This is a genomic window from Sulfurovum sp. (assembly GCA_020525365.1).
Lineage (GTDB): Bacteria > Campylobacterota > Campylobacteria > Campylobacterales > Sulfurovaceae > Sulfurovum.
Window position 1 is genome coordinate 762526 of record JAIZOF010000001.1, and the last position, 23329, is coordinate 785854.

At 37.5% G+C, this 23329-nt stretch carries 23 protein-coding genes; 14 read left to right on the top strand and 9 right to left on the bottom strand.

Features of this window, described 5'->3' with window-relative positions:
• Positions 1-127: 127 nt before the first annotated feature.
• From LGB01_03810 to recG, 7 genes are all read left to right on the top strand, one after another.
• Positions 128-1030, top strand: a complete 903-nt coding sequence (locus LGB01_03810) for a DMT family transporter (GenBank protein MCB4753328.1) — start codon at positions 128-130, stop codon at positions 1028-1030.
• 10 nt (positions 1031-1040) lie between these two features.
• The gene (gene kdsA, locus LGB01_03815; protein ID MCB4753329.1) at positions 1041-1841 is read left to right on the top strand and encodes a 3-deoxy-8-phosphooctulonate synthase; all 801 of its coding nucleotides are present in this window, start codon (positions 1041-1043) and stop codon (positions 1839-1841) included.
• A 75-nt stretch (positions 1842-1916) separates the two neighbouring features.
• A complete protein-coding gene (gene ribH / locus LGB01_03820) occupies positions 1917-2387 on the top strand; it encodes a 6,7-dimethyl-8-ribityllumazine synthase (GenBank protein ID MCB4753330.1) in 471 nt (156 codons plus the stop codon).
• Positions 2387-2779 carry a transcription antitermination factor NusB gene (gene nusB / locus LGB01_03825; protein ID MCB4753331.1) on the top strand — a complete coding sequence of 131 codons (393 nt, stop codon included), beginning with the start codon at positions 2387-2389 and terminating at the stop codon, positions 2777-2779. Before ribH ends, nusB begins: the two co-directional genes overlap by 1 nt.
• Positions 2780-2787: 8 nt before the next feature.
• Complete coding sequence (locus tag LGB01_03830) at positions 2788-3843, top strand: dehypoxanthine futalosine cyclase (GenBank protein MCB4753332.1); 1056 nt, start codon at positions 2788-2790, stop codon at positions 3841-3843.
• A 176-nt stretch (positions 3844-4019) separates the two neighbouring features.
• On the top strand, positions 4020-5258 hold the full coding sequence (locus tag LGB01_03835; protein MCB4753333.1) for an insulinase family protein: 1239 nt from the start codon (positions 4020-4022) through the stop codon (positions 5256-5258).
• A gap of 151 nt (positions 5259-5409) precedes the next feature.
• Complete coding sequence (gene recG / locus LGB01_03840; protein MCB4753334.1) at positions 5410-7251, top strand: ATP-dependent DNA helicase RecG; 1842 nt, start codon at positions 5410-5412, stop codon at positions 7249-7251.
• Position 7252: 1 nt separating this feature from the next.
• Here recG and LGB01_03845 read toward each other — a convergent pair whose 3' ends face one another.
• The 8 genes from LGB01_03845 to LGB01_03880 all read right to left on the bottom strand — a co-directional run bounded on the left by LGB01_03845 (position 7253) and on the right by LGB01_03880 (position 16412).
• Entirely contained in the window at positions 7253-8005 is a 753-nt protein-coding gene (locus tag LGB01_03845; protein MCB4753335.1) for a DUF481 domain-containing protein, read from the bottom strand.
• Positions 8006-8155: 150 nt separating this feature from the next.
• Entirely contained in the window at positions 8156-8689 is a 534-nt protein-coding gene (gene raiA / locus LGB01_03850; GenBank protein ID MCB4753336.1) for a ribosome-associated translation inhibitor RaiA, read from the bottom strand.
• Positions 8690-8787: 98 nt separating this feature from the next.
• Positions 8788-9435, bottom strand: a complete 648-nt coding sequence (locus LGB01_03855) for a type II secretion system GspH family protein (protein ID MCB4753337.1) — start codon at positions 9433-9435, stop codon at positions 8788-8790.
• A gap of 9 nt (positions 9436-9444) precedes the next feature.
• Positions 9445-9927, bottom strand: coding sequence for a type II secretion system protein (locus tag LGB01_03860; protein MCB4753338.1), 483 nt, complete (start codon positions 9925-9927; stop codon positions 9445-9447).
• Complete coding sequence (locus tag LGB01_03865) at positions 9927-10751, bottom strand: prepilin-type N-terminal cleavage/methylation domain-containing protein (GenBank protein MCB4753339.1); 825 nt, start codon at positions 10749-10751, stop codon at positions 9927-9929. Before LGB01_03865 ends, LGB01_03860 begins: the two co-directional genes overlap by 1 nt.
• The gene (locus LGB01_03870; protein ID MCB4753340.1) at positions 10748-11449 is read right to left on the bottom strand and encodes a type II secretion system protein; all 702 of its coding nucleotides are present in this window, start codon (positions 11447-11449) and stop codon (positions 10748-10750) included. Before LGB01_03870 ends, LGB01_03865 begins: the two co-directional genes overlap by 4 nt.
• Positions 11450-14818, bottom strand: coding sequence for a hypothetical protein (locus tag LGB01_03875; protein MCB4753341.1), 3369 nt, complete (start codon positions 14816-14818; stop codon positions 11450-11452).
• Between the two features lie 214 nt (positions 14819-15032).
• A complete protein-coding gene (locus tag LGB01_03880) occupies positions 15033-16412 on the bottom strand; it encodes a sodium:proton antiporter (GenBank protein ID MCB4753342.1) in 1380 nt (459 codons plus the stop codon).
• Positions 16413-16458: 46 nt separating this feature from the next.
• On the opposite strand from LGB01_03880, the gene LGB01_03885 reads away from it, so the two are divergent.
• Positions 16459-17151, top strand: a complete 693-nt coding sequence (locus tag LGB01_03885) for a hypothetical protein (GenBank protein MCB4753343.1) — start codon at positions 16459-16461, stop codon at positions 17149-17151.
• Between the two features lie 27 nt (positions 17152-17178).
• On the opposite strand, the gene LGB01_03890 is transcribed toward LGB01_03885, so the two are convergent.
• Positions 17179-17823: an energy transducer TonB gene (locus tag LGB01_03890; GenBank protein MCB4753344.1), complete on the bottom strand. Its 645-nt coding sequence runs from the start codon at positions 17821-17823 to the stop codon at positions 17179-17181.
• A gap of 74 nt (positions 17824-17897) precedes the next feature.
• Here LGB01_03890 and hemL point away from each other — a divergent pair, with 74 nt between their 5' ends.
• From hemL to LGB01_03920, 6 genes are all read left to right on the top strand, one after another.
• Positions 17898-19187 carry a glutamate-1-semialdehyde 2,1-aminomutase gene (gene hemL / locus LGB01_03895; GenBank protein MCB4753345.1) on the top strand — a complete coding sequence of 430 codons (1290 nt, stop codon included), beginning with the start codon at positions 17898-17900 and terminating at the stop codon, positions 19185-19187.
• Positions 19187-19492, top strand: a complete 306-nt coding sequence (locus LGB01_03900) for an AtpZ/AtpI family protein (protein MCB4753346.1) — start codon at positions 19187-19189, stop codon at positions 19490-19492. Before hemL ends, LGB01_03900 begins: the two co-directional genes overlap by 1 nt.
• On the top strand, positions 19467-19994 hold the full coding sequence (locus tag LGB01_03905; protein ID MCB4753347.1) for a hypothetical protein: 528 nt from the start codon (positions 19467-19469) through the stop codon (positions 19992-19994). Before LGB01_03900 ends, LGB01_03905 begins: the two co-directional genes overlap by 26 nt.
• 78 nt (positions 19995-20072) lie before the next feature.
• Positions 20073-20723 (top strand): peptidoglycan recognition protein family protein, encoded by a 651-nt coding sequence (locus tag LGB01_03910; protein ID MCB4753348.1) that lies wholly within the window; start codon positions 20073-20075, stop codon positions 20721-20723.
• Positions 20723-22243 carry a sodium:solute symporter gene (locus LGB01_03915; protein MCB4753349.1) on the top strand — a complete coding sequence of 507 codons (1521 nt, stop codon included), beginning with the start codon at positions 20723-20725 and terminating at the stop codon, positions 22241-22243. The genes LGB01_03910 and LGB01_03915 overlap by 1 nt, the downstream gene beginning before the upstream one ends.
• Positions 22233-23309 (top strand): anhydro-N-acetylmuramic acid kinase, encoded by a 1077-nt coding sequence (locus LGB01_03920; GenBank protein ID MCB4753350.1) that lies wholly within the window; start codon positions 22233-22235, stop codon positions 23307-23309. Before LGB01_03915 ends, LGB01_03920 begins: the two co-directional genes overlap by 11 nt.
• The last annotated feature ends 20 nt before the right edge of the window (positions 23310-23329 follow it).

Here is a 23329-nt window from a genome sequence, read left to right on the forward strand (position 1 = left end):
CTATAGCTTATCATTATAAGAGCTTATTCAATTTTTCTCAGCATCGAACACTACCCCTTATGATACACTTCTACAAAAAATGAAGGATGTGTATACATTTCTACATATTTAAACATGAGATAATTACATGAAAGAAAAGATTAAAAATATGGATAGAGGTATTTTATTAATGCTTCTTGCCTCTCTAACCTTTGCTATAATGGGTGGATTTGCCAAGCTACTTACACAGCAGATGCCTGCACTTGAAGTAACCTTTTTTCGAAATATTTTTGGTGTGGTCATTATTGCTGTTGCTATTTGGAAAACCCCACTTAAGCAGCAAGGAGGTAAACCAGTTTTACTTTTTTTCCGTGGAGTTATGGGATTCTTGGCACTGCTTGCCTATTTTTATATTATGGGTCATATTCCCTTGGGCGAAGCAATCACCTACAATAAGACCTCTCCACTCTTTGTTGCTTTTTTTGCATGGATTTTTCTTAAAGAAAAACTACATTGGAGTGCAATTATTGCATTAATTCTTGGATTTTCAGGCATTGTTCTCATTGCTCAGCCTCAAGGTGGTGTGTTTGATAAGTATGACATACTCGGTATTTTCTCTGGTATTGGTGCGGCACTTGCCTATACTTCCATACGAGAATTACGTCAATATTATGATACCCGTGCTATTGTAATGAGCTTTATGCTACTTGGTACACTCGGACCGTTACTTTTTATGGCAATAGGTAGCATGTATGAGGTGCCACAGGAGTGGGATTGGATTATTGCACCTTTTATAATGCCACAAAAGGTACAGTGGCTCTATATTGTAGCAGTGGGTACCAGTGCAACCATCTCTCAATTACTAATGACTAAAGCATATGAACTGACCAAGGCAGGGGTTGTCGGAACCATTAGCTATACTAATATTATTTTTGGAATGTTTATCGGGATTGTCTTGGGTGATCCCATTCCCTCTTTTTTAACCGTTTTGGGTATAATATTAGTTATTATGTCTGGGCTAATTGTGGCATTGGTCAAAGAGAAGCCATAAAAGGATACTGATGATTTTAATTGCTGGACCTTGTGTTCTTGAGAGCCGTGATAATGTAATGCGTATTGCTGAGTCACTTAATAAATATCATGAAGACTGTACTAAAAATTTTTATTTTAAAGCAAGCTTTGATAAAGCTAATCGTACCTCGCTTGACTCATTTCGTGGACCAGGACTTGAAGAGGGTCTAAAAATGCTTGCCGAGATTAAAGAGCAGTTTGGGTATAAAATACTCACCGATGTACATGATTATACACAACCTCAAGCAGTGGCAGAAGTAGCCGATGTACTTCAAATACCAGCATTTTTGTGTCGTCAGACTGACCTATTGATTGCAGTAGCAAAGACTGATGCGGTGGTGAATATCAAGAAAGGGCAGTTTCTTGCTCCTGCAGCAATGGAGCATTCGGTCAAGAAGATACTTAAAACCCGTGGTTTTGAAGGAAAGGTAAGTTATAAAAATGCACAGAAGTATAAGGTATGGCTAACTGAGCGGGGTACAACATTTGGTTACGGTAATCTTATTGTTGATATGCGAGGCTTGGTAACTATGCGAGAGTTTGCTCCAGTTATCTTTGATGCAACCCACTCGGTACAGATGCCAGCATCTGGAGGAACAAGTAGTGGTGGAGATAGCTTGTTTGTCCCATATCTCTCGAGAGCGGCAGCTTCTGTAGGTGTGGATGGCTTCTTCTTTGAGACTCACTTTGACCCAAGTATTGCGCTCAGTGATGGTCCCAATATGATACAATTACAAAAACTAGACACACTCATTGAACAGATTGATACAATTAGATTAATTGTAGAATAATGATCAAAATAGATTTTTTTGTGTTATGTGGCACGAGCATATAAATTTATAAATATACCATTACAAAGGAATAGAATGAAAATTGTAGAAGGAAATCTCTCTGTAGATAAGAGTAAAAAAGTGGCAATTATTAATGCACGTTTTAATCATTTCATTACTGATAGACTGGTAGATGGAGCCAAAGATGCATATGCAAGACATGGTGGAGATCCAAAAACACTTGATCTCATTTTGGTACCTGGGGCATTTGAAATCCCATTTGCACTTGATAAAGCATTGACTTCAGGAAAATATGATGCTGTCTGTTGTCTTGGTGCGGTTATTCGAGGCGCAACACCTCATTTTGACTATGTCTCAGCAGAGGCAACTAAAGGTGTAGCAAATATTACACTTAGGCATGGTAAACCAGTAACTTTTGGTGTATTAACGGTTGATAATATAGAGCAAGCAATAGAGAGAGCAGGTACAAAAGCAGGGAACAAGGGTACTGAGGCAATGGTAGGATTGATAGAGTTAATGAACCTTTATGGTGAGATGGAAAACTAATGGCAACACGACATCAGGCTAGAACAGTAGTAGTGGGATTGCTCTATGCTTATGACCTTGGTAATGAAAACATTGCAAAGTTCTCTGATGAAATTCTTGAAGAAGATAAGATACGCAACAAACAGAAAGTGTTTTCCTATCAACTGTTTGATGGTACTATTGAAAACCTCAAAATACTTGATGCTGAGATACAAAAATATCTAACAGACTGGGATTATGATAGTATTGGAAAAGTTGAGAAAGCAATCTTACGTCTAGGGGCATATGAGATTCTTGTAGCCAAGACAGACCGTGCTATTATCATTAATGAGGCAGTAGAGCTTGCAAAGGCTTTGGCGGACGACAAGGCTCCAAAGTTTATTAATGGTGTATTGGATGCAATTGGAAAATGACAACAAATATGATAAAAAAACGTATGACTATCGATGAAGCAGTCGATCTTATCGAAAATACTGACCTTAAAACATTGGGGAAGATGGCATTAGAGCGAAAGTATGAGTTGCATCCTAAGAAGGTAACAACCTTTGTGGTAGATCGCAATATTAACTACACCAATATTTGCTGGGTTGATTGTAAATTTTGTGCTTTTTATACATACGAGAAGAGAGAAGATGCTTATATTCTTAGTTTTGATGAAATTGATCAGAAGATTGAAGAATTGCTTTCTATTGGTGGTACGCAGATACTCTTTCAAGGTGGAGTGCATCCCAAACTAGAAATCGAGTGGTATGAAGACCTTATCGAGCATATCCACCAAAAGTATCCACAGGTAACCATTCATGGGTTTTCTGCAATTGAGATTGACTATATTGCGCGCCGTTCCCATCTCTCTATCTCTGAAGTATTGGCACGACTTAAAGCTAAGGGACTTAGTTCTATTCCTGGTGCAGGAGCAGAGATATTATCTGATCGTGTACGTGATATTATTGCACCAAAAAAATTGGATAAAGATACATGGCTAGAAGTTCACAAAGAGGCACATAAATTGGGGATAAAGTCCACTGCAACAATGATGTATGGAACAGTAGAGACGACACAAGAGATTGTTGAACATTGGGACTATGTACGCCAGCTTCAAGATGAAACAGGTGGTTTTAGGGCATTTATTATGTGGAGTTATCAAAGTGACAATACACAGCTCAAGCGTGAGCTGCCTACTATTGTTAAAACTACTCCCAATCAGTATTTGCGTTACCTTGCTGTTGCAAGACTCTTTTTGGATAATGTACCTAATATTCAAAGTTCATGGGTAACACAGGGAAGTTATATTGGGCAGATGGCACTACTTTTTGGGGCAAATGACCTTGGATCAACAATGATGGAAGAAAATGTTGTTTCTGCTGCTGGTGCAAAGAATGAGATGAACCAAGAGGAGATGATACGACTTATTAAAGATATTGGTGAGAATCCCGCCAAGCGTAATACGGCGTATGAGATATTGGAGCGCTACTATTAAAGTTCTTAATCTAAAATAATTTAGATTATACGGTATAGTAACCTCCTCTCTTTATTGATAGGTATAAGGAAGTGTATATGTTTTTTTCAATGAAAGTATTATTACAACGTAGTGTAGATCAAAACTATTTACTAAAAAATATTATACTGATAATCTTTTTATCGCAAGGAATTCTGATGGCAGAAACTGTACAAAAAATCACTTATAAAGATACTAAAATTCCTATTGTATTTGAGACAGGAAATTTTGTACCCATTATTTCTATGCAATTGGTTTTTACCAATGCTGGACACCTTTCCAATGAGAAAGATGGGCAAGCAGATATGAGTGCAAGAATACTTAACGAAGGTACCAAAAAAGAAGGGGCAGTTGGCTTTGCTAAGAAGCTTGATGCACATGCAATTGAGCTTTCCGCACATGTAGGGCGTGAAAGTTTTGTTATTGAGCTCTCTGCACTTAAGGGTGAGTTTGAATATGGTGTAGATCGCCTTAAAGAGCTACTTGAGAATCCTAATTTTACCCAAGAGGCACTTGCGCAGGTTAAGCAACAGAAGATTGGTCAACTAACACAAAAAAAGAGTGATTTTGATTACATCGCCTCAACTGGTTTGCGTCAGGAACTTTTTAAAGGTACTCCTTTGGCACGTTCTTATAATGGGACAATGGATAGTGTTAAAGCAATGAAGATTGTAGATATTGAACATTTTCTTAAAACCCATCTGGGCTATAACAATCTTGTAGTAGTGGCAGGTGGTGATATTGATTTTGATAAGATACAACATTATTTATTACAAGTTTTGCCATTACTTCATAAAAGCAAGACCACACCTACTAAATTCGTTAGAGCTTCGGATAACAATAGAACTAGATTGATTAAGAAAGATACACAGCAAGCATATATTTACTTTGGTGCACCATTTGATTACTCCTATAAAGAGAAAGATCAGTATAAGGCTAAGATTACAGAGTATCTTCTTGGTGGAGCAGGGTTTGGGAGCCGTCTTATGGAGGAGTTACGCGTTAAACGTGGTCTAACTTATGGTGCATATTGTGTACTTCGACGTACCAAGTATAGTTCTTATCTTAGTGGTTACCTTCAGACCAAGCTTTCGACACAAGATGAGGCAGTCAAACTGGTACAAAAAGTAATTAAAGATTTTGTTGCTAAGGGAATTAGTGCAGAGGAGCTTAAGGCTGCCAAAGAGTTTCTTGTAGGCAGTGAACCACTACGTACTGAAACTCTTTCTCAGAGACTTAATCGTGCCTATAGTGAATACTATTATGGTAGACCTTTGGGTTTCAGTCAAGAGCAACTTAAAAAGATAGAGAAAGTAACACTTAAAAAGATAAATAGCTTTATTAAAGTCCATTCTGAGCTAACTGATCTTTCGTTTGTTGTTGTAACAAAGAAATAGGTATTTGATTTTTAAAATGATTGATGTATTGGCTTGTTGAGATAGTTTTTATCTAATCTAAAAATATGATAATATGACATCTTTCTTTTGTTTCTGTTAAACCTTTGTTATAATCTAACACTAACATCATTAACTTCGAATGGGGTGAGATATGCAAGAGGCAAAAGATCTGTTTAGAAAACTTAAGATCTATTCGCTGCTTGATTTAGCACTCATCATTCCTGTCTCCTATAATGATACAACACTAAGCTGTTCACTTAATATTGGTAAAAATACTACACTTGAAGCCAAGGTGATTCGAAGCAATATTAGAAATGGTAAGTTGCATGTGACATTTGAATTACCTGCATTTGAAAATTGTTATCTTTCATCACTTTTTTTTCGTACTACCCCTTATCACCACAAGCTTTTTGAGCTAGGTTCTCATCATTATATTCAGGGAAGACTAGAGAAGTATAGAGGGTATTTTCAGATGTCTCAACCACGCTCTATCAAGAAGATTGGGAAACTTACTCCAAAATATAAAACTGTACTCAAAGAGAGTGAAATATGCTCTTTGATTAAACTTTATATAACAGAAAAGAACCTTTTTAATGAGGGGCTTGACTCCAGAGAAGTGGCTATACTGATGCATATACACTTTCCTAATACCATTGAAGAGGTCCATTATAAGGGAAAATTCAAGCCTGAGATTATCTCTGTGTTGAAGTTTGTTGAGGCATACAATCATCTAAAAAAACTTAGAGGCAAGCGGATAGATTTTCCTGCCATTGTTCCATTGAAAGGAAAAATAGAGAATTTTGTCAAGAAGCTACCTTTTGTATTGACCCATGAGCAGCAAGAAGTCATTGCTGATATTAGAACCGATCTTGCCAGAAAAGATAAGGCTACTAAACGTATGGTGGTTGGAGATGTAGGTTCAGGAAAAACCATCATTATTCTTGCTGCAGCAATGATAGCATTGCCATATAAGAGTATCTTGATGGCACCCACATCACTGTTAGCAATTCAACTCTATGGGGAGGCACAAAAATATCTACCCAGTTATATTAATATTGCACTTGTGGTACAAGGAAATATGGAGGGAGACTGTATGACGGCAGACTTTATTATTGGTACCCATGCACTGCTTTATAAGAAAGATCTACCACAAGTTGCACTGGTAATGGTGGATGAGCAGCATCGTTTTGGTGCAAAGCAACGACAGATGTTAGAGGAAAAGGTTTTAGGCCTAGAAGCTGATGATTTATCTTCTCAATATTTAGAACAAAAACCTCACTATATCCAGTTTTCTGCTACACCTATCCCTCGTACACAAGCAATGATGGAGAGTGAACTGATTAATGTCAGTCTCATTGCTACCACACCTTTTGAGCGTAAGGTAAGTACTCATATTGTGGGGAGATCAGGGTTTCCAAAATTACTTGAGCACATAAAGAAGGAGATTTCACAAAAGCATCAGGTTCTTATTGTCTATCCATTAGTAGAGGAGAGTAGAGAAATACCTTATCAGTCATTAGAGGAGAGCAGGGGGTTCTGGGAGGAGCGCTTCGAAAATGTTTATGTTACCCATGGTAGAGACAAGGAGAAAGAAGAGGTGCTACTTGATTTTAGAAAAAAAGGGGATATTTTACTTGCTACGACAGTGATAGAAGTAGGTATTTCCTTAGAGAGGTTAACACTTATTGTTATTGTTGGTGCAGAGCGATTAGGACTAGCAACACTGCATCAGTTACGTGGACGGGTAGGAAGAAATGGGCTAAAGAGTTGGTGTTACCTTTTTTCTAACATACCACAAAGTGAACGACTAAAAAAGTTTTCTCAGACTACTAATGGTTTTGATATTGCTAAGCTTGATCTTAAATTTCGAAACAGTGGCGATATTATTGATGGCACCATTCAAAGTGGTCAAAAATTTAAATGGCTTGATATGGCTGAAGACGAAGTGGTGATAGAGACTGCAAAAATACGACTTCGTAGTTTAGAATCCTGAGTCACTTGAACTTGTATTTAAGTGAGATTATTGATGAAATATCTGTCTTTTTAATATTGTGATAGGGTGTAGCATTATATTTGTGGTTAATATCTAGACCTAGAAAGAGATTTTTGGTGAGTGTTGTATCTAGTTGGAGTACTTCAAAGATACGGTAATCTAAGAATTCTTCCATATTGGGCTGATAGAACCCTAGATAAGTCACAGAGACATGCTCATTGAGATTCTTGGTAAACGAGAGATAGGTATTTATTTTTGTTCTTTTGTAGAGAGGATTTAGTAATGTGATGGTATTGGGCTCCATATAGGAGTAGAAGAGTCCAAGACCAATATAGCATGTGTCAAAAAAGTTAGTAATTTTTCGGCGGATATTGGCACCAGCAATATTACGCACATTGACAGATTGAAATTTATTGGACTCAGTTTGCACAAAGAGCTCATAGTCATAAGGTGTTTTTTGAATATTGTGAATGTATCGTAGATGAAAAAGCCCATTATTTTTATTTGTATTATCATTAGTCTCACCATAGGCAGATAGGGCAAGCGAATAGAGCATCCAGAACTGCTTGTGGTACTCTGTCTTAAGTTCAAGGTGCATGGCTATAGAATTGGTATTACCAGAATTGAAGGTTCCTCCAACACTAACCTCTCCAGCAAATCCTCTCTTTTTTCCTATTTCAGGTGGCTCAAGTGAAACAAAACCATAAGAGAATGAGCAGAATGTGACAGTGAGCAGAGTAAGCTTTTTAAACATAGATTTTCCTTCTGGTTGTTACGAAATCATACAGGAAAATAGATAAAATATATTATATTATTTTTTTAGAAAACTTAATTGGAAAAAGAGAAGATTGGATAAAGAGGGGGGGGAGTTGAACACTCAGCGTTTTACGATGAGTGTTTTCTGTTAATAGAGTCCAAATTTTCCATCAACCCTCTTATACATAACACGCATATTGCCATCATAGTCATTAAAGACAATAAACTGGCGTTTCTTTTCACTTCTGAGTGCTTCGATAGCTTCATCAAAGTCAAGTGGTTTGTGCAGTTCAAGATCCATTGGGACAATTTCAACCTCCTCTATGCCGATTTCGGTAGCTGCTTCGGCATCCTCTCCAAGGTCAGCAAAACTCATAATTTTATGATTTTTAATTTTATCTGCATGGCGCCTGAGTCCTTTTTTAACACGTTCAGCTGCAAGATCAAGTGCAGCATAAACATCCTTTCCATACTCAGTAATAATAATGGTATTTTTATCCTTAAGATTGATCAAAAACTCAACACGAAAACCCTTTTTTCCATTTTTTTCATCAGCAGAGACAACAACACTTGAGGAGATGATGTTGAGGTTATACTTACCAAATCCATCCATTAATGTATATGCATATGCCTTAATAGTATCTGTGAGTTCGAAATGTCGTCCAGTAATACTTTTATTCATGATAAATCCTTAGTATTGAAGTATAAAGAAGAATCTAAAGTCATTCTTTATACCCTATTGTAGCCGATATGGCTTAATAGGGAGTGAATATAGAGGGGTTATTGATTAGGTTGGTTTACAATTTGTGCATAACCAGTTTCAGGCTGTATTTGAATGGTAAATGAGTCTCCATCAGATAGGGTAAAAGTGAATCCACAACTATTTCCTATATAGCTCCTGTGATTTGGTTGAGTGCTAGCACCATAGCCCTGATGTGGTCTGCCTAGATGATCAAAACCAATATGTGCTGTTGTATCACGACCACATGTGTTTTCAGCAAGATGTACACCATATTTTCTTCCTACTAAAATATTTGGACTTATATTGGAAGCATCACAGTTTCCACCATTTGTCATATACATTGGTTTTCCATTAGCAGGGTCTATGGCAGACTCTTTCAATGCAAAAGTGCCCCTACTATTCATATTGTTATCGCTACCAATACGGTAAAAGAGTGTACCATCACTACATGTATTGAACATGATTTTCCACCATCTTTGTTCCCATTTTGAATTAGTTGACATATGCTTATTATCAAGTAGAGCAAGATGCTGTGTATATCGAATGGCAGAGAGAATATTATCAGCAGCTTCTTGCTTGAAATCACGATCCATTCTTGACATAGAAAGTTTTGTAAGTATACCAAGTATGACAATGACAATAACAAGTTCAAGTATAGTAAAAGCAGAATGTCTATATAGTTGCATCTTCATCCTTTATATCTTCTGAACAGAACGTCTGTGCACAGTTAGCCATGAACCAGAAGGGTTTTCAGGATCCTTGTATCGTGCATAGACATCAATGAGTATGGTTAGTGGAGTACGTTGCGTAATAACATCCTTGGTTGTATTGAGTCGGGTTCCATAGCATGAACCTAGGTTGATACTATTACCAATGTAGTTAATATTGACAGTGATTTGGTATCCATTGCCTGTTGCAGGAGTACCAATGGTCCCATTGATGTCAGTAAGGCAATTTACTCCTACTCCATGGCGATTATTTCCTGTTACTGCCAGTATTGCGTACTCAGTATAACTTTTAGCGTAGAGCTCTGCTTGTTCATGTTGATACTGAGCAGTGGTAATCTTAACAGTTTTGCCACTAAGTGCCATTACAAATGCTGATATACTTCCCATGATAACAATGACGAAGATAGCAGTAATCATGGAAAACCCATTTCTCATATGAATATATTGCATCAGAATATAACCTTTTCTTTACAAGTATGTACAGTACTGTCGCCTATAGGCTCTTCTTTACAGATTTTTATACGCAAAGATCCTTCATTTCCTTTAAAGCGAAAGTTAGTAACATTTTTCAGCAACAAGCTTTTATTATCTCCGAGTCTAGCCATTGGAGTAGGCATAAAGTTATAGTAGAGAAAGAGATCGCCATTTTCTATGGTGATTGCATAAGAAGACCATGCCAGTTTGTAGCGTTCATACATATTTGAACCACTAGGAATCCCACTACCATTTAGATGAATAGTTTGATTATCGATATTTGCAATTTGATAGAATGTTCCATCAGGAAAATAGATATATGTATTGTTGGCAACAACACCACCAAGATTACTAACAACAGTGGTAACTAGGTTAAGGTTTGACCCTGGTGTTATAAGTTGTCTTTCAGATGAGGCTTGAAGGTCAATAAAGCCACTCCAGCCCGGTTTTATATTAGTATTAGTACGTGCTTCAAAACTATCTCCATCATAGGCAACCCACTGAAGGCGGTCAGAGTTTATACTAGTAATATTGTTAATGGGTACCAAAGTAGCACTTGTTCCTGTACCATTGTTTGCATAGACAGTACCAGGAATAGCATAGCGAAGACGATTAGCTATTTGGTTGAGAGCAAGTTCAGTTTTGATGGCAGCACGGTACTGGGCACGTTGAACAATGTAGCTCTCATAAACATTGGCAATAATTTCTGCACCAATAGAGGCAACAATTCCAAGTATGACAGTAACAAACACTACTTCAAGCATAGTAAAAGCATAGCGCATATGTTGTGTTTCTCTCATGGCATGACTCTTTTTTCAAATTCACGTCCACCAATATTGCAACTGAAAGCCTGAAGAGTGATATTTTTTCCATTTAGTTCCTTGGCAGCGCTAGTACTAGTAAGGGTAACAGTAAGACGTTTGATATTGCTAGTTAAGCCAGATGACAAGGTAGTGCTTGGTGCATAATGTACTAAAGGAGCACCATAGGTAGCATCATCGTTAATATAGGCAATAGTAGTGTTAATTTGAACAGTTGTATTTTCGAGATAATCTTGTCCACCATTGCCACTAAGATTTACAAGGCTACTTGTGCTACCAAAATCATCAATATCATCAAGATCCCCTCCATCAGAACCAATGGCAGAAGCATTTAGCTCTATATTGCCACAAAGGAATGTACGTGAGTTGCTCCCAATAGGAACACCAAAACGTCGGTGATTAGTTGCCACATTAAGTTCACTGTCTCCATTGGTAACATGCAGTACAGGGGGGATACATGATGTATTGGCATCATTATCATCCCATGGATAGGTCATGACTATGTTTATTCGTGAGACTGCTTCATGAATACTTTCCTGCTGGAGCACTACGTTAGCACTTTGTGTTGCAGTGCTAATAAGCATGGGAGCAGACATCATTACAATACCCATAATTACTAATGCAAAAATGAGTTCTATCATGGCAATGGCAGAACGAAAAGGGGATATATGTATCATTTACCAGTCTAACCTTTCTGTTTTTTTGGTGTTGATATCATCACCTACAACATGACCAGTCTTTCCTTCTCCTGTCCAGTGTCCAGTTTTAAGGAAGCGAACACGATAGAGTGATGTAGGAATATCATCATTATCTTTGTTGTAGATGAGCCAAAGGTTTGTATCGGTGGGCAAATTGGTTCTGAGGCCAATGCTAGCACTTACAGGTGCAACACCAGTAATGTTAATGTTGCTATCGATACCTTTACTGGTAGTATTGATTTGCGGTGTAGTATCATTAATGGTTATGGTACCATTGGTAGGGTTTGGTGTACCAAGTTCAAGTGTAATGTTGCCATCATTTTTTGTTTGCATATCGTGCGATGTAGAGATAAACCAACGATAGTCATTTGTTGCAGCTGTCAAGTCAATACCTGGGCAATTGGTAGTGGAGATCCATTTACTGCAATAAACCTGTATCATAATAGGTGTTTTGATGCTATTTTTCGTATCGGTATATAGGTACTTTGTTGGTTTTATTCTTGCATACAAGAATGTAGCATCATGGGATGGTGATATAGAGTTATTGTTGTCTTCTGTATCTCCATCACTAATATTAAGATCAGTAATATGAAACTTAAATGGATTTACTGGCGCATTATATGCTCTATCAAAATTCAGCTGTACTCCAAGTAAGGCCGATCCATTATGGTCAGTATTAAAAACACTCTTAGGTATATTAGATGAGGGTGAAGCAATTACAACACTACTTCCTAAAGTAGCAGATCTATTTCCTCCATTGACCAGAGATGAGTCATCGTACCATCGGTACAGTATGCTTGAAAGATTTCCAGGATTTATACTTGTGGGTGTTGTGTTGTTAATTTGGTAACCAATTGTGAAATGGGTTAAATTGTTTGCATAACATCCAGCATTATAGTTCTTAGTTGTTGTTTTCTGTTTAGCGGCTGCTGTGACATTTAATTCAAGTAGTGCAGTCATAAAGGTATTAATTTGATCATGTATACGATATAGGCTTTCATTGGCAGCAAGGTAGGTAAAATTTATATCAGTTGTTTCATGATGATCGTGTAGTTTAACATTTGTTACTTCAAAGTGATGAGGAATAAAAGATCTATTTACCACAGCACTTCCTATTTGACGATAGATGGTGCCCCAATAATTTTGGCTATCATGCGTTGTTTGATTAAAATCTGTATCATCAAAGTCAACGTAGGCAAAATCTGTATTGGACTGTTCGGACAATAGAAGCTTTAGGTTGCCTATTTCACTGTAAGTAAGGTCTATTTTAGCCCTCCCATTAACGAAACTACCATGAACTTTTTTTAATGTACCAGTGATACAATTTGTGTTGCTTTCACTATAATTAAGTGAAGGAGATGCTCCTCCAATATTAATAGGTTCATTGAGGTGGTTTGGTAAATATGATAATGGAAGGGAAGATGCTCCTCCAATATTAATAGATTCATTGTAGTTTAGAACATCATTTCCCTTACCATCAACAGCATGAATAATAAGAGGAAATGTCTCTCCTGCACGTATGATACTAGTATTGATATCAATTGTAAAGTGGTCTGGACGAACCGCAAAGCTATCACTACTGAATGTCTCTCTCCATCCAATAGCATTAATTGTTGAATCAGGCGTTACATTGCGAGGGTCAATATTGGAACATTTTGTATGAGGATAAAGCGTGTAAGCAGTCCCATTGTAATCTGCGCAGAAGCGGAAGACAACTTTTGTATTTGCTACTGCAGAAGACACATTGAAAGATTTATTGCGTAAACTGTGTACCTCAAAATTGATAGGAGGGTTGTCAAGTGGTGAAACAATATACTCATACTCTTTTGGTTTACCTGCTTTTGGCTTTATTAATCCATAGTATATTTGTGTTGCACCATTTTTAGTTTCCAGTGCAGTTTGTGATGCGTTTATACTTGCTAATGTAAGGCTAAATGAAGTATTGACTATCTTTGTGGAGATATTTCTGTCTGAAATATTTCTGTTAGTATCCCAAGCATCAAAGGGACCTGTTTTGTAACTTTGTACGCTACCAGATAGACAATTTCCACGTAGCCTTATCCAGCCTATTTCGTGTATATTATTTGCACCACCTGTACTTCCGGTAATAGCATATCGAACATAATCTGGAGTAGCACCTTGTTTATATCGTGAGTCCTTTGCATCAAATTGATTAATAATAGTACTCCAATTATTTCCTCTATCTAAACTTCTTTCCAGTTTAATATAGAGATGACTTGAGTCTCTTGCATCTACAGTCATTTTGTAGCGTCCAGAGTAGTAATTGTTACTATTTTTCTTGGCTAAAGGATTATTTCTTGACAATGTGACACCATCTAAATACTCATAACCTTGTTTTCTGTATACTGATGGTGTTCCATAACTATAGTTTCCGTCACCTCTAATTGCAACTGCCCCAGGTCTAAATCCTACACCCCCATTTCTACCTTCACCGGAGCTACTGTAATTTCCATACTCATCTAATCCAAGACCTAGCCAACCCCCTTGAAATCCCACATGTGCACCATCACTGAAAGCATCTTTTTGTGCATACCCCAGCGATCCCCCCATTGCTCCTGGTTCAGGAGATTCTCCACCAACCTTTGAATCATACAGAATACTAGCAATACCATCTGCTCCATTCCTACTCCAGCTATCAGTACCACCATAGGCATAGTAATCAAATTCAATAATAATTAAATTTTGGTGTGTGGAAAATTTGTAGTTTCTGGTAATAGCAGAGGCAATCTTGTAGTCAGCAGGTGTTAGTCTTAAGCGGTTTTCTCCATGGACATTCACAACTCTTGGACTATATTCTTGGCTCCCAGATGGTAAGTTTGATTGCGAAAGTACTTTCCATCTACCGTTAAGTCCATTATCAAAATTATCTTCAAAACAGACAGATGCATCAGTCTGTTCTTTAATGAAGATTTTTGTACGGTTACCATCACCAATACATACCCCACCTGAAGAATCTGCTAGTTGTATGAAAAAATATTCATTAAATTCTATTGCAGAATCATTCCATATTTGTATGGGAATTGTTGCACTTGTTGTTTGAGCAGCGATTGTGACTACACCATTAGAAATAGGTACATAGTCACCATCCTCTGCTTTTGCGGTACCATCTTCAGTATAGTAGTGTACTCTAGCATCATGATTGAGAGCTTTAGATAGTTTGATGGTTATATTGACTGTTTTAGTGGTTCCATTGGCATAAATATCCTCGCTGACTTCATACTGTGTTTTATCGAACTTTGCCTTACTGCATGCATTTGCATATATGGTATCTAGTAGCAGAAAGGGAAACAACAGCCATATAAAAAGAAGTTTTAGATATTTTTGCAATGCCCTACCTTTATTTTATATCCTTGTTTTTATCACAATCTAAAAAAGTACTAAATAAAGTTTGATATACTTATACTTCTTTTTTACTTTATTTTGCTAATTATTCAGTTTTTATTATAACAATATTTTTATTAAGAGATTTTTGGGTTTTCAGAAGAAGAGTGATCGATATCAATATATTTTTCGATATATTGATATTGTTTCCCTTTAAATATTATAGTGTAATCCACCCTGCCATTAAAAACCCAATTGCTGCTAATCCACCACCAATTAATGCATATGGTAACTGCGTTCGTACATGTTTAACATGATCACAACCTGCTGCCATAGAGCTAATGATAGTAGTATCTGAGATGGGAGAAGCATGGTCGCCAAAGATGCCACCAGAAATGACTGCAGCAATGACAAGGGAGATGTCAAGTCCCATGGTGGCACCTAGTGCTAGGGCAATGGGCATCATGATAGAGAAAGTACCCCAGCTTGTACCAGTACTAAACGCTGTTGCTGAAGAGACAAAAAAGATAAGCATAGGCATAAGTATAGGCGAGATGTTTCCATGCAGAAGATGAGCAAGGTATTTGGCAGTACCAAGGTCACCGATGACCTTACCAATAAAGATGGCAAAGAGTAAGATGGTGGCAATAGGAAGCATCTCTCCCATACCTTGAAAGAGCCCATCGAAATAGGTACGGTGTTTTAGTTTTCCACTTACAATATAGTAAGGATACATTACTGCTAGTGTAATAATGGTAGCATAATAGACCGCAGTAGATCCTGACCCTTTGAAAATATTACCTTTTCCAGTTATGTAGAGTCCTACAGGAACAGCAAATATCATTACTAGTAGCGGTAATAACATAGGAAAGAGTGCAGGGGTGATATCTTTGGTGGAGTGTTCAGGGTGATAAGGATATGGCTTGGCATGTTTCATTGGACCAATGTGCCAATTGGTGGAGATAACCACCAGCACCAGCAATAGGGTGAAAATGGCATAGAAATTATAAGGCAATGATGCTACCAGCAGTGTGATTCCGTCACCCTCTATGACATGTGTTTCAATAGCAGTAGCAATAAGTCCTAGCAGCAATGCACCCCAGGCATTTAGTGGAATAAGTGAACAGATGGGTGCAGAAGTAGAGTCACAAATATAGGCAAGTTTCTCACGACTTACTCCATTGCGATCACACAATGGCTTAGCAGCAGTACCAGCAACCAATGAGGTGATGGAGGATTCAATAAATATTACTACCCCAATGGTATAGGCAAGCAACATTGCCCCTTTGGGAGAGTTTATCTTTTTAGATTTTTCATCAAGATAGGCTACAAAATACTCTACTGAATTACTTAGTGTCAATAGCTTAATGATTGCACCAACAAAAAGAGAAAAGAGTAGAGTTTTAGTGATCCATCCTTCACTAAACTGACTGACAATACCATTAAAAAGTGCTTCCAGTGCAACAATTGGATGATAACCGTTAAGTACGAGAAGTCCAGTAAAAATACCACCCATCAAAGAAATAATAACATCTTTTGTTATAATGGCTAGAAGGATTGTTAAAAGTGGAATCACAATAGAGAAGATGCCATATTCCATCTATATATACCTTTAGAGAATTTGTTATTTTAAGGATTATAGCACAATGCAAAAAATATTAATCATATTTATTACACTAAGTACACTTATCTATGCTAAAATATCTACTACTAGGCAGCTTCTTGTTGTTACTACCAAAGGTTGGAATGATAATAATGGCATACTTCAACGCTATGAAAAAGATGTTCAAGGATGGCACAAGGTAGGTAAAGTTATTTATATTAAACTTGGACACAATGGATTAGGGTGGGGCAGAGGATTGCACACTATTCCTAAAGATGCTATATATATTAAGAAAGAGGGAGATGGCAGATCCCCTGCAGGCATCTTTTCTCTTAAGCAAGCATTTGGATATGCACCTTTTAATGCAAACTACCCCTATAGTATCTATAAGGAGACTGACCATTGTGTTGATGATGTGCATTCAAGGTTTTATAACAAGATTATTGATAGTACAAAAATAAATATGGACTATACAAGTAAAGAATATATGAAGTTCCCTAAAAACTACTATAAATATGGCATTGTAGTTAATCATAACCATATAGATGAAACTGGTGCTATCCCTGGTGCAGGGTCATGTATTTTTATCCATATCAAAGAGGTACCTACAACGGGGTGTACAGTAATGAAGGAGAAGGAGATAAAAGAGATTATTTGGTGGCTTGAGGCGAGGAAACATCCACTTTTGATACAAGGGACAAAAGAGGCAGTAGGGAGGCTATGGAAGCAAATTTGAACACCTGACTAGCATCTCTTCTTTGCTCTAATAAAGAGTATAGTTTACATTAAATATAATTTTTGTTTTTGTTTTAGGATGGGGGTAGTCTTTGTAGGCAATTTGAATTACAGAAATAGTATTTTTGTCAAGTGTTTCATAACCCATGGGCTTAATGAGTTTAAGATTACTGATATCGCCGTTAGGATATAGATAAAAAGAGACAACATTTGTTCCTTGTTGTCTAGTATGTATTGCGATACTGGGGTAACCGTTGAGGACTAGTGTATTTTGGGTAATACGGTATATCTCAAAGAGGTGGTCTTTAATAAACCTTTGCTGTGTTTTGGTAAAGGTATAGAATACTTCTCCGTAGAGACTTTGTATTAAGGGACTATTTCTTGATGAAGGTTGATTTTTGTTTCTTGTCCATTTTGGATTACGAAGTAAAGCATTAACAAGCTTATCTTTAGGATATTTTTGGACAATCTTCTTTTTAAAAAACTTCTTCTTGACAATATTGTTAGATGGAATAGGTATCGATTGAGACGGTGTAAATTGCGAGAAGCTCAAGGTTATTTTTTTCTTGTTTTGCACAGAAGGAAGCTTAAATTTTAGTGCATCAAAAGAGAGAAAAAGAAGTAAGAAAATGAAGAGATGAAGTAAAAATGAGAGTACAAAACCCTTTAACATGCGATTGTTCCTCACATTTTAGTCCCTGTAGTGTATAATCTTAAGAATTATACATAAAGAGGATTAATACTATGATATACAATAAGTCTGTAGCAGCATTTGAAGAAGCATATAAGGTTATTCCTGGAGGGGTAGATTCTCCAGTGAGAGCATTTAGTGGTGTAGAAGGCACGCCCCCATTTATAGAGAGGGGTGAAGGTGGTTACCTTTATGATATTGATGGTAACCGATATATAGACTTTGTGCAGAGTTGGGGACCACTTATATTTGGTCATTGTGATAGCGATATTGAGGCATCAGTGATTCAATCAGTTAGAAGAGGGTTGAGTTTTGGTGCACCGACAACCGTTGAGACAGAACTAGCCGAAGAGATTGTTGCACTTTTTGATACCATTGATAAAGTACGATTTGTGAGTTCAGGAACAGAAGCAGTAATGAGTGCATTGCGCTTGGCACGTGGATTTACAGGGCGTGATGATATTGTAAAATTTACAGGATGCTATCATGGCCATTCTGACTCTCTATTGGTACAGGCAGGTTCAGGTCTAGCAACTTTTGGAAGTCCAAGTAGCCCAGGTGTACCAGGAGATTTGACTAAACATACACTTTTGGCAACCTATAATGATCTTGCATCAGTTGAGAAGTGTTTTACAGATTCAGAAGGGGGTATTGCTTGTGTAATCATTGAGCCTATTGCTGGGAATATGGGACTTGTGCCTGCTGATGAGATCTTCCTTGAAGGGCTGAGAACACTTTGCAATACACATGGTGCATTACTAATTTTTGATGAGGTAATGAGTGGTTTTAGAGCCTCTTTAAAGGGAGCACAAGGTATTACACGGGTAAAGCCAGACATGGTGACACTTGGTAAAGTTATTGGTGCAGGTATGCCTGTGGGAGCATTTGGTGCACGTACAGAAATTATGGCACACCTTTCTCCTGAAGGACCGGTTTATCAGGCAGGGACACTTAGCGGGAACCCTGTAGCAATGGCAGCAGGACTGGCTAGCCTTAGAAAACTTAAAGCCAACCCAGCTATTTACGTAGAACTTGGAAATAAAGCAAAAAAACTGGTTAATGGGTTTAAAAAAGCTGCCGATGCTGTCAATGTACCAATAGTAGTAGATGTACGAGGCAGTATGTTTGGTTTCTTCTTCTCCAGTAAACCAGTAAAGAACTTCTCCGATGCAATAGAGAATGATCAGAATCTTTTTGCCAAGTTTCATAAAGGTATGCTTGATAGAGGTATCTATCTTGCTTGTTCTTCATTTGAGACAGGTTTTATCTCTACGGTTACTACCGATGAGATGATTGATGATGCAATTAAAGCAGCATATGAAACACTTGTGGAGATTGTAGCCTAATGGTAGAACAAAAAGAAGAGCCAAAGTTTAAAAAAATAGTTAATGCTGCTGATGGTTTAAGTCTTGGCATCTCTATTGTTGTTGCTGTACTTATTGGTATTGGCATAGGGGTATTGCTTAAATCGTGGACGGATGAGATATGGACACTTTGGATAGGGGTATTGATTGGTATTGGTGCAGCAGTTAATAATGTCTATATTGCTTATAAAAAACAGAAAGCCTCACTTGATGAACTTGCCAAAGATCCACGCTACAGATACGGCAGGGAGATTAGGTCTGATGAAGATGATGATGAAGACTATTGACTGGAACATGCTTCGTGGACTACTTATTATAGATGGGTTGCTTATTTTTGTTTCGGCAACCTTTTTTAGTATGAGTACACTACTCAACACCCAAATAGGATTTCTCTCTGCCACATTAGTGATATTTGCTTCCATAAAAAGCTATAAGCATATGGTTAACACAAGAGTAGAAAATGAGATTATTGCAATGGATATTGATAAAGATATTGTTGACAAACTCGATGATCCGTATGATCTTTATTCTGAAGATATCGAAGAAGAAAAACAGCATTTTAAGACCAATAGCCGATCTCTTTCTGAGGTAGTTAAAGATACTAAACCCACACTCTCTATCTACCGTATTGGTGCATACCTGCTACTCGTTTTAGGGTTTTTGTATCTTAGCCACCATGATTTCTTGCAACTACCTGCATACCTCTTATCGCTAGGTTTGTCACCACTAACTATTGTGGTATTGCTGATATACAACAAAGCAGTCTACAGTGAAGATGTAGTAGAATAGTTTTTGGAGGATTTAAGGATGTATCGCATTTCTCTTTTGATAGCCATATTATTAAGTGGCTGTAGTGCTACCTTCCTGATGTCACAGCAAGACCAAGCTAAGCCTTCACAATCACTTCATGCAGTGCTACATATTATTGATAAACCTATTGATTTTGGGAAGAGGCGTATTGCGTTAACTAAAACCTATATCAGAAATCATTATGGCAAAACGGTGGATAGTATTACCATTGTACCAAAGATTATTTTGCTCCATTATACTGCTATTGACTCATTTGAGGAATCCTATAATACCATGAGACCTGAAATGCTTGGCGGTTCACGTAATGATATTGCTAAAGCCTCTGCACTTAATGTTTCGGTACAGTTTCTTGTTGACAAAAATGGTACCATCTATCAACTGATGCCTGAAACCCAAATGGGACGGCATGTGATTGGATTGAATTATTATGCTATAGGTGTAGAAAATGTTGCCAAAGATGCTCACTCGCTCACTCCTGCACAAGTTAAGGCCAATATTGCACTAGTGAAGTATCTTAAAACCAAATACCCAACTATCAAATACCTCGTAGGACACCATGAGTACCGTCGTATGGAGCAGACTAAATTGTGGCTAGAAAAAGACAAGGGGTACCGTACGATAAAGTATGATCCAGGAGAGATATTTATGCAAAAAGTAAGAGCTGGCGTTAGAAATCTAAACCTTAAAATGCCTCCTAAGAGCTATTGATGCATTCAGCTTTTTCAGTACTTGACTGGACGGTATTTGGTGTTTATTTCTTTATTTTGATACTAACTTCTGCTATCTTTAGTCGTATCAAGGTTAAAAGTACCCGTGACTATTTTATTGGAGACAACTCTGTACCAATGTTTGCTGTAGCAATCTCGGTATTGGCAACTTCACAGTCAGCAGCAACCTTTCTTGGTGGTCCTGAGTACAGTTATAGTAAAGATCTTACCTTTATTGGTTTTTACGTTTCAGCACTTTTAGCAATTGTTTTTGTTGCCAAGGTACTCATTCCTCGTTTTTATGCCATCAAAGCGGTTACTGTTTATGAATTACTTGAAAAGTGCTATGGAAAAAAGGCAAAAAAACAGGCAGGAGTCATGTTTCTTGCTGGACGGCTTTTTGCTTCGGGGGCAAGACTCTATATAGGTGCACTTGCTATCTCAATGATACTTTTTCTTGATATTACGACCTCCCATATGGCACTCTCTATTGCCATATTAATGTTTGGAGCATTGTCATATGCATACTTTGGTGGAGTGAAGTCTGTAATTTTCTCAGATATTATTCAAGCAGTAACCTATATAGGAGCAGGAGTTTCGGTATTGGTTTACCTCTATATGAGTCTCAATGGTGACCTTGGTACAATTTATCAAACCCTTCAGATGGACAGTAAGTTGAAATTTATAGATACCTCTTTTTCAGGTAGTTTTAGTATTTGGGCATTATTTGGTGGCTGGCTACTACTTAATATTGCTGCTTACGGAATGGATCAGGATATGACACAGCGTGCATTGGCATGCAAAGACACCAAAGAGGCACAGCATTCACTGATGATGAGTATCTATATGACTATTCCAGTGGCTATCTTATTTCTTTTTATTGGACTACTGCTTTATCTCTTTTATAGACACCCTGAACTCTCAGGGTTCAAGACTGATGTGGTACAAAAATTTAATGGAGAGAAGATTACTATTTTTATGTATTATATTCTCCATGAGATGCCTGAAGGTATGCGTGGACTTGTAACTATTGGTGCAGTAGCTGCAGCATTGAGTAGTTCAAACTCTGTATTAAGTGCCATGGCATCGGTTGCAATAGAGGATCTCTATAAGCCATGGAGACAGAAGCAGGGTATATATGATGAAATGCACTTTATCAAAGCAGGACGTATAGCAGTACTTCTATTTGCTATAGCACTTTCACTCATGGCAATGCTAAGTTACTACTGGCAACGCTATACTAATTTGCCACTTTTAAGTTTTGCGCTTGGTGTCATGGCATTTGCCTATACAGGATTACTTGGAGTATATGGTGCAGCTATTTTTACAACACGAGGGTCAGCTGAAACTGTACCGCTAGCACTCATAGGTGGATTTGTAACGGTATTGCTTTTGCAGCCGTATATACTGGGTAGTATGCTTAGCTTCAAACTAGGGTTTGCATGGCAGATTGTTGCAGGAACGGTAGTAGCATTTGGGGTGATGATGACAAAACAAAAGAGAGAGAAACATGGCATATGAATACTATATAGGCATGATGTCAGGCACCTCTATGGATAGCATTGATGTAGTATTGTGTGGCCTCGATGAAACCTCTTGTAAACTACTAGCAAGCTATGAGCACCCTTTTCCCACTATACTAAAAGATGAAATTATTACAACAATACAAGATAATGTACCAATTCAGACTATAGGTGCACTAGATCATAGACTTGGTTTGCTCTTTTCTGAGGCAGTAAATACCTTTATAGATAAAAAAGAGATCAATAGGGAAGATATTGTTGCTATAGGTTCACACGGGCAGACACTTTGGCATGAGCCACTGGGAAATACACCATTTACAATGCAATTAGGCGATCCTAATATTATTGTAGCAAAAACAGGATTGAAGGTTGTAGCAAATTTTAGACACAAAGATATGGCTTTTGGTGGAAGTGGGGCACCTCTTGCACCAGCATTCCATCAGTTTCTTTTTGATAAAAGCAGTACGATGTGTATTGTAAACATAGGAGGAATTGCCAATATTACAGTACTAGGAGAACAACTACTTGGTTATGATATTGGTCCAGGGAATATGTTAATGGATGCATGGATACAAGAGCATCAGGATCAAAGATATGATGAAAATGGTGTATGGTCAAAAAATGGTAGTGTAAATTATACCTTACTTGATATGATGATGGCAGACAGCTATTTTGCACAACCATATCCTAAAAGCACAGGTCGGGAAAAGTTCAATATTGCTTGGCTAAATAAGCATATCAGTACCCAGTACCCAGTACCCAATGCCATTGATATTCAGCGTACTCTTTTGGAATTAACTGCTCAAAGTATCTCCAATGAAGTGCTTAAGTTTAGCCCCGATATGCTATTGCTTAGTGGTGGAGGTGCAAATAATATTTTTCTCATTGAGCGTATTGCTACACTCATGCCCAACATACAGGTGAGCATCATAGAACAGAGAGACTGGATAGAGGGAATGATGATGGCATGGTTGGCATATAAACGAATTCATGAAGTACCAATTAATCTCAAAGAGGTAACGGGAGCAAAAGAAAATACTATTTTAGGTATAGTGTATATATGAAAGTTTATACAGTAGGTATT

Bases quoted from the DNA above. Each gene is read 5' to 3' on its own strand.
- LGB01_03810 (MCB4753328.1), top strand. From the start codon at position 128: ATGAAAGAAAAGATTAAAAATATGGATAGAGGTATTTTATTAATGCTT.
- kdsA (MCB4753329.1), top strand. From the start codon at position 1,041: ATGATTTTAATTGCTGGACCTTGTGTTCTTGAGAGCCGTGATAATGTA.
- ribH (MCB4753330.1), top strand. From the start codon at position 1,917: ATGAAAATTGTAGAAGGAAATCTCTCTGTAGATAAGAGTAAAAAAGTG.
- nusB (MCB4753331.1), top strand. From the start codon at position 2,387: ATGGCAACACGACATCAGGCTAGAACAGTAGTAGTGGGATTGCTCTAT.
- LGB01_03830 (MCB4753332.1), top strand. From the start codon at position 2,788: ATGATAAAAAAACGTATGACTATCGATGAAGCAGTCGATCTTATCGAA.
- LGB01_03835 (MCB4753333.1), top strand. From the start codon at position 4,020: ATGGCAGAAACTGTACAAAAAATCACTTATAAAGATACTAAAATTCCT.
- recG (MCB4753334.1), top strand. From the start codon at position 5,410: ATGCAAGAGGCAAAAGATCTGTTTAGAAAACTTAAGATCTATTCGCTG.
- LGB01_03845 (MCB4753335.1), bottom strand. From the start codon at position 8,005: ATGTTTAAAAAGCTTACTCTGCTCACTGTCACATTCTGCTCATTCTCT.
- raiA (MCB4753336.1), bottom strand. From the start codon at position 8,689: ATGAATAAAAGTATTACTGGACGACATTTCGAACTCACAGATACTATT.
- LGB01_03855 (MCB4753337.1), bottom strand. From the start codon at position 9,435: ATGCAACTATATAGACATTCTGCTTTTACTATACTTGAACTTGTTATT.
- LGB01_03860 (MCB4753338.1), bottom strand. From the start codon at position 9,927: ATGCAATATATTCATATGAGAAATGGGTTTTCCATGATTACTGCTATC.
- LGB01_03865 (MCB4753339.1), bottom strand. From the start codon at position 10,751: ATGAGAGAAACACAACATATGCGCTATGCTTTTACTATGCTTGAAGTA.
- LGB01_03870 (MCB4753340.1), bottom strand. From the start codon at position 11,449: ATGATACATATATCCCCTTTTCGTTCTGCCATTGCCATGATAGAACTC.
- LGB01_03880 (MCB4753342.1), bottom strand. From the start codon at position 16,412: ATGGAATATGGCATCTTCTCTATTGTGATTCCACTTTTAACAATCCTT.
- LGB01_03885 (MCB4753343.1), top strand. From the start codon at position 16,459: ATGCAAAAAATATTAATCATATTTATTACACTAAGTACACTTATCTAT.
- LGB01_03890 (MCB4753344.1), bottom strand. From the start codon at position 17,823: ATGTTAAAGGGTTTTGTACTCTCATTTTTACTTCATCTCTTCATTTTC.
- LGB01_03900 (MCB4753346.1), top strand. From the start codon at position 19,187: ATGGTAGAACAAAAAGAAGAGCCAAAGTTTAAAAAAATAGTTAATGCT.
- LGB01_03905 (MCB4753347.1), top strand. From the start codon at position 19,467: ATGAAGATGATGATGAAGACTATTGACTGGAACATGCTTCGTGGACTA.
- LGB01_03910 (MCB4753348.1), top strand. From the start codon at position 20,073: ATGTCACAGCAAGACCAAGCTAAGCCTTCACAATCACTTCATGCAGTG.
- LGB01_03915 (MCB4753349.1), top strand. From the start codon at position 20,723: ATGCATTCAGCTTTTTCAGTACTTGACTGGACGGTATTTGGTGTTTAT.
- LGB01_03920 (MCB4753350.1), top strand. From the start codon at position 22,233: ATGGCATATGAATACTATATAGGCATGATGTCAGGCACCTCTATGGAT.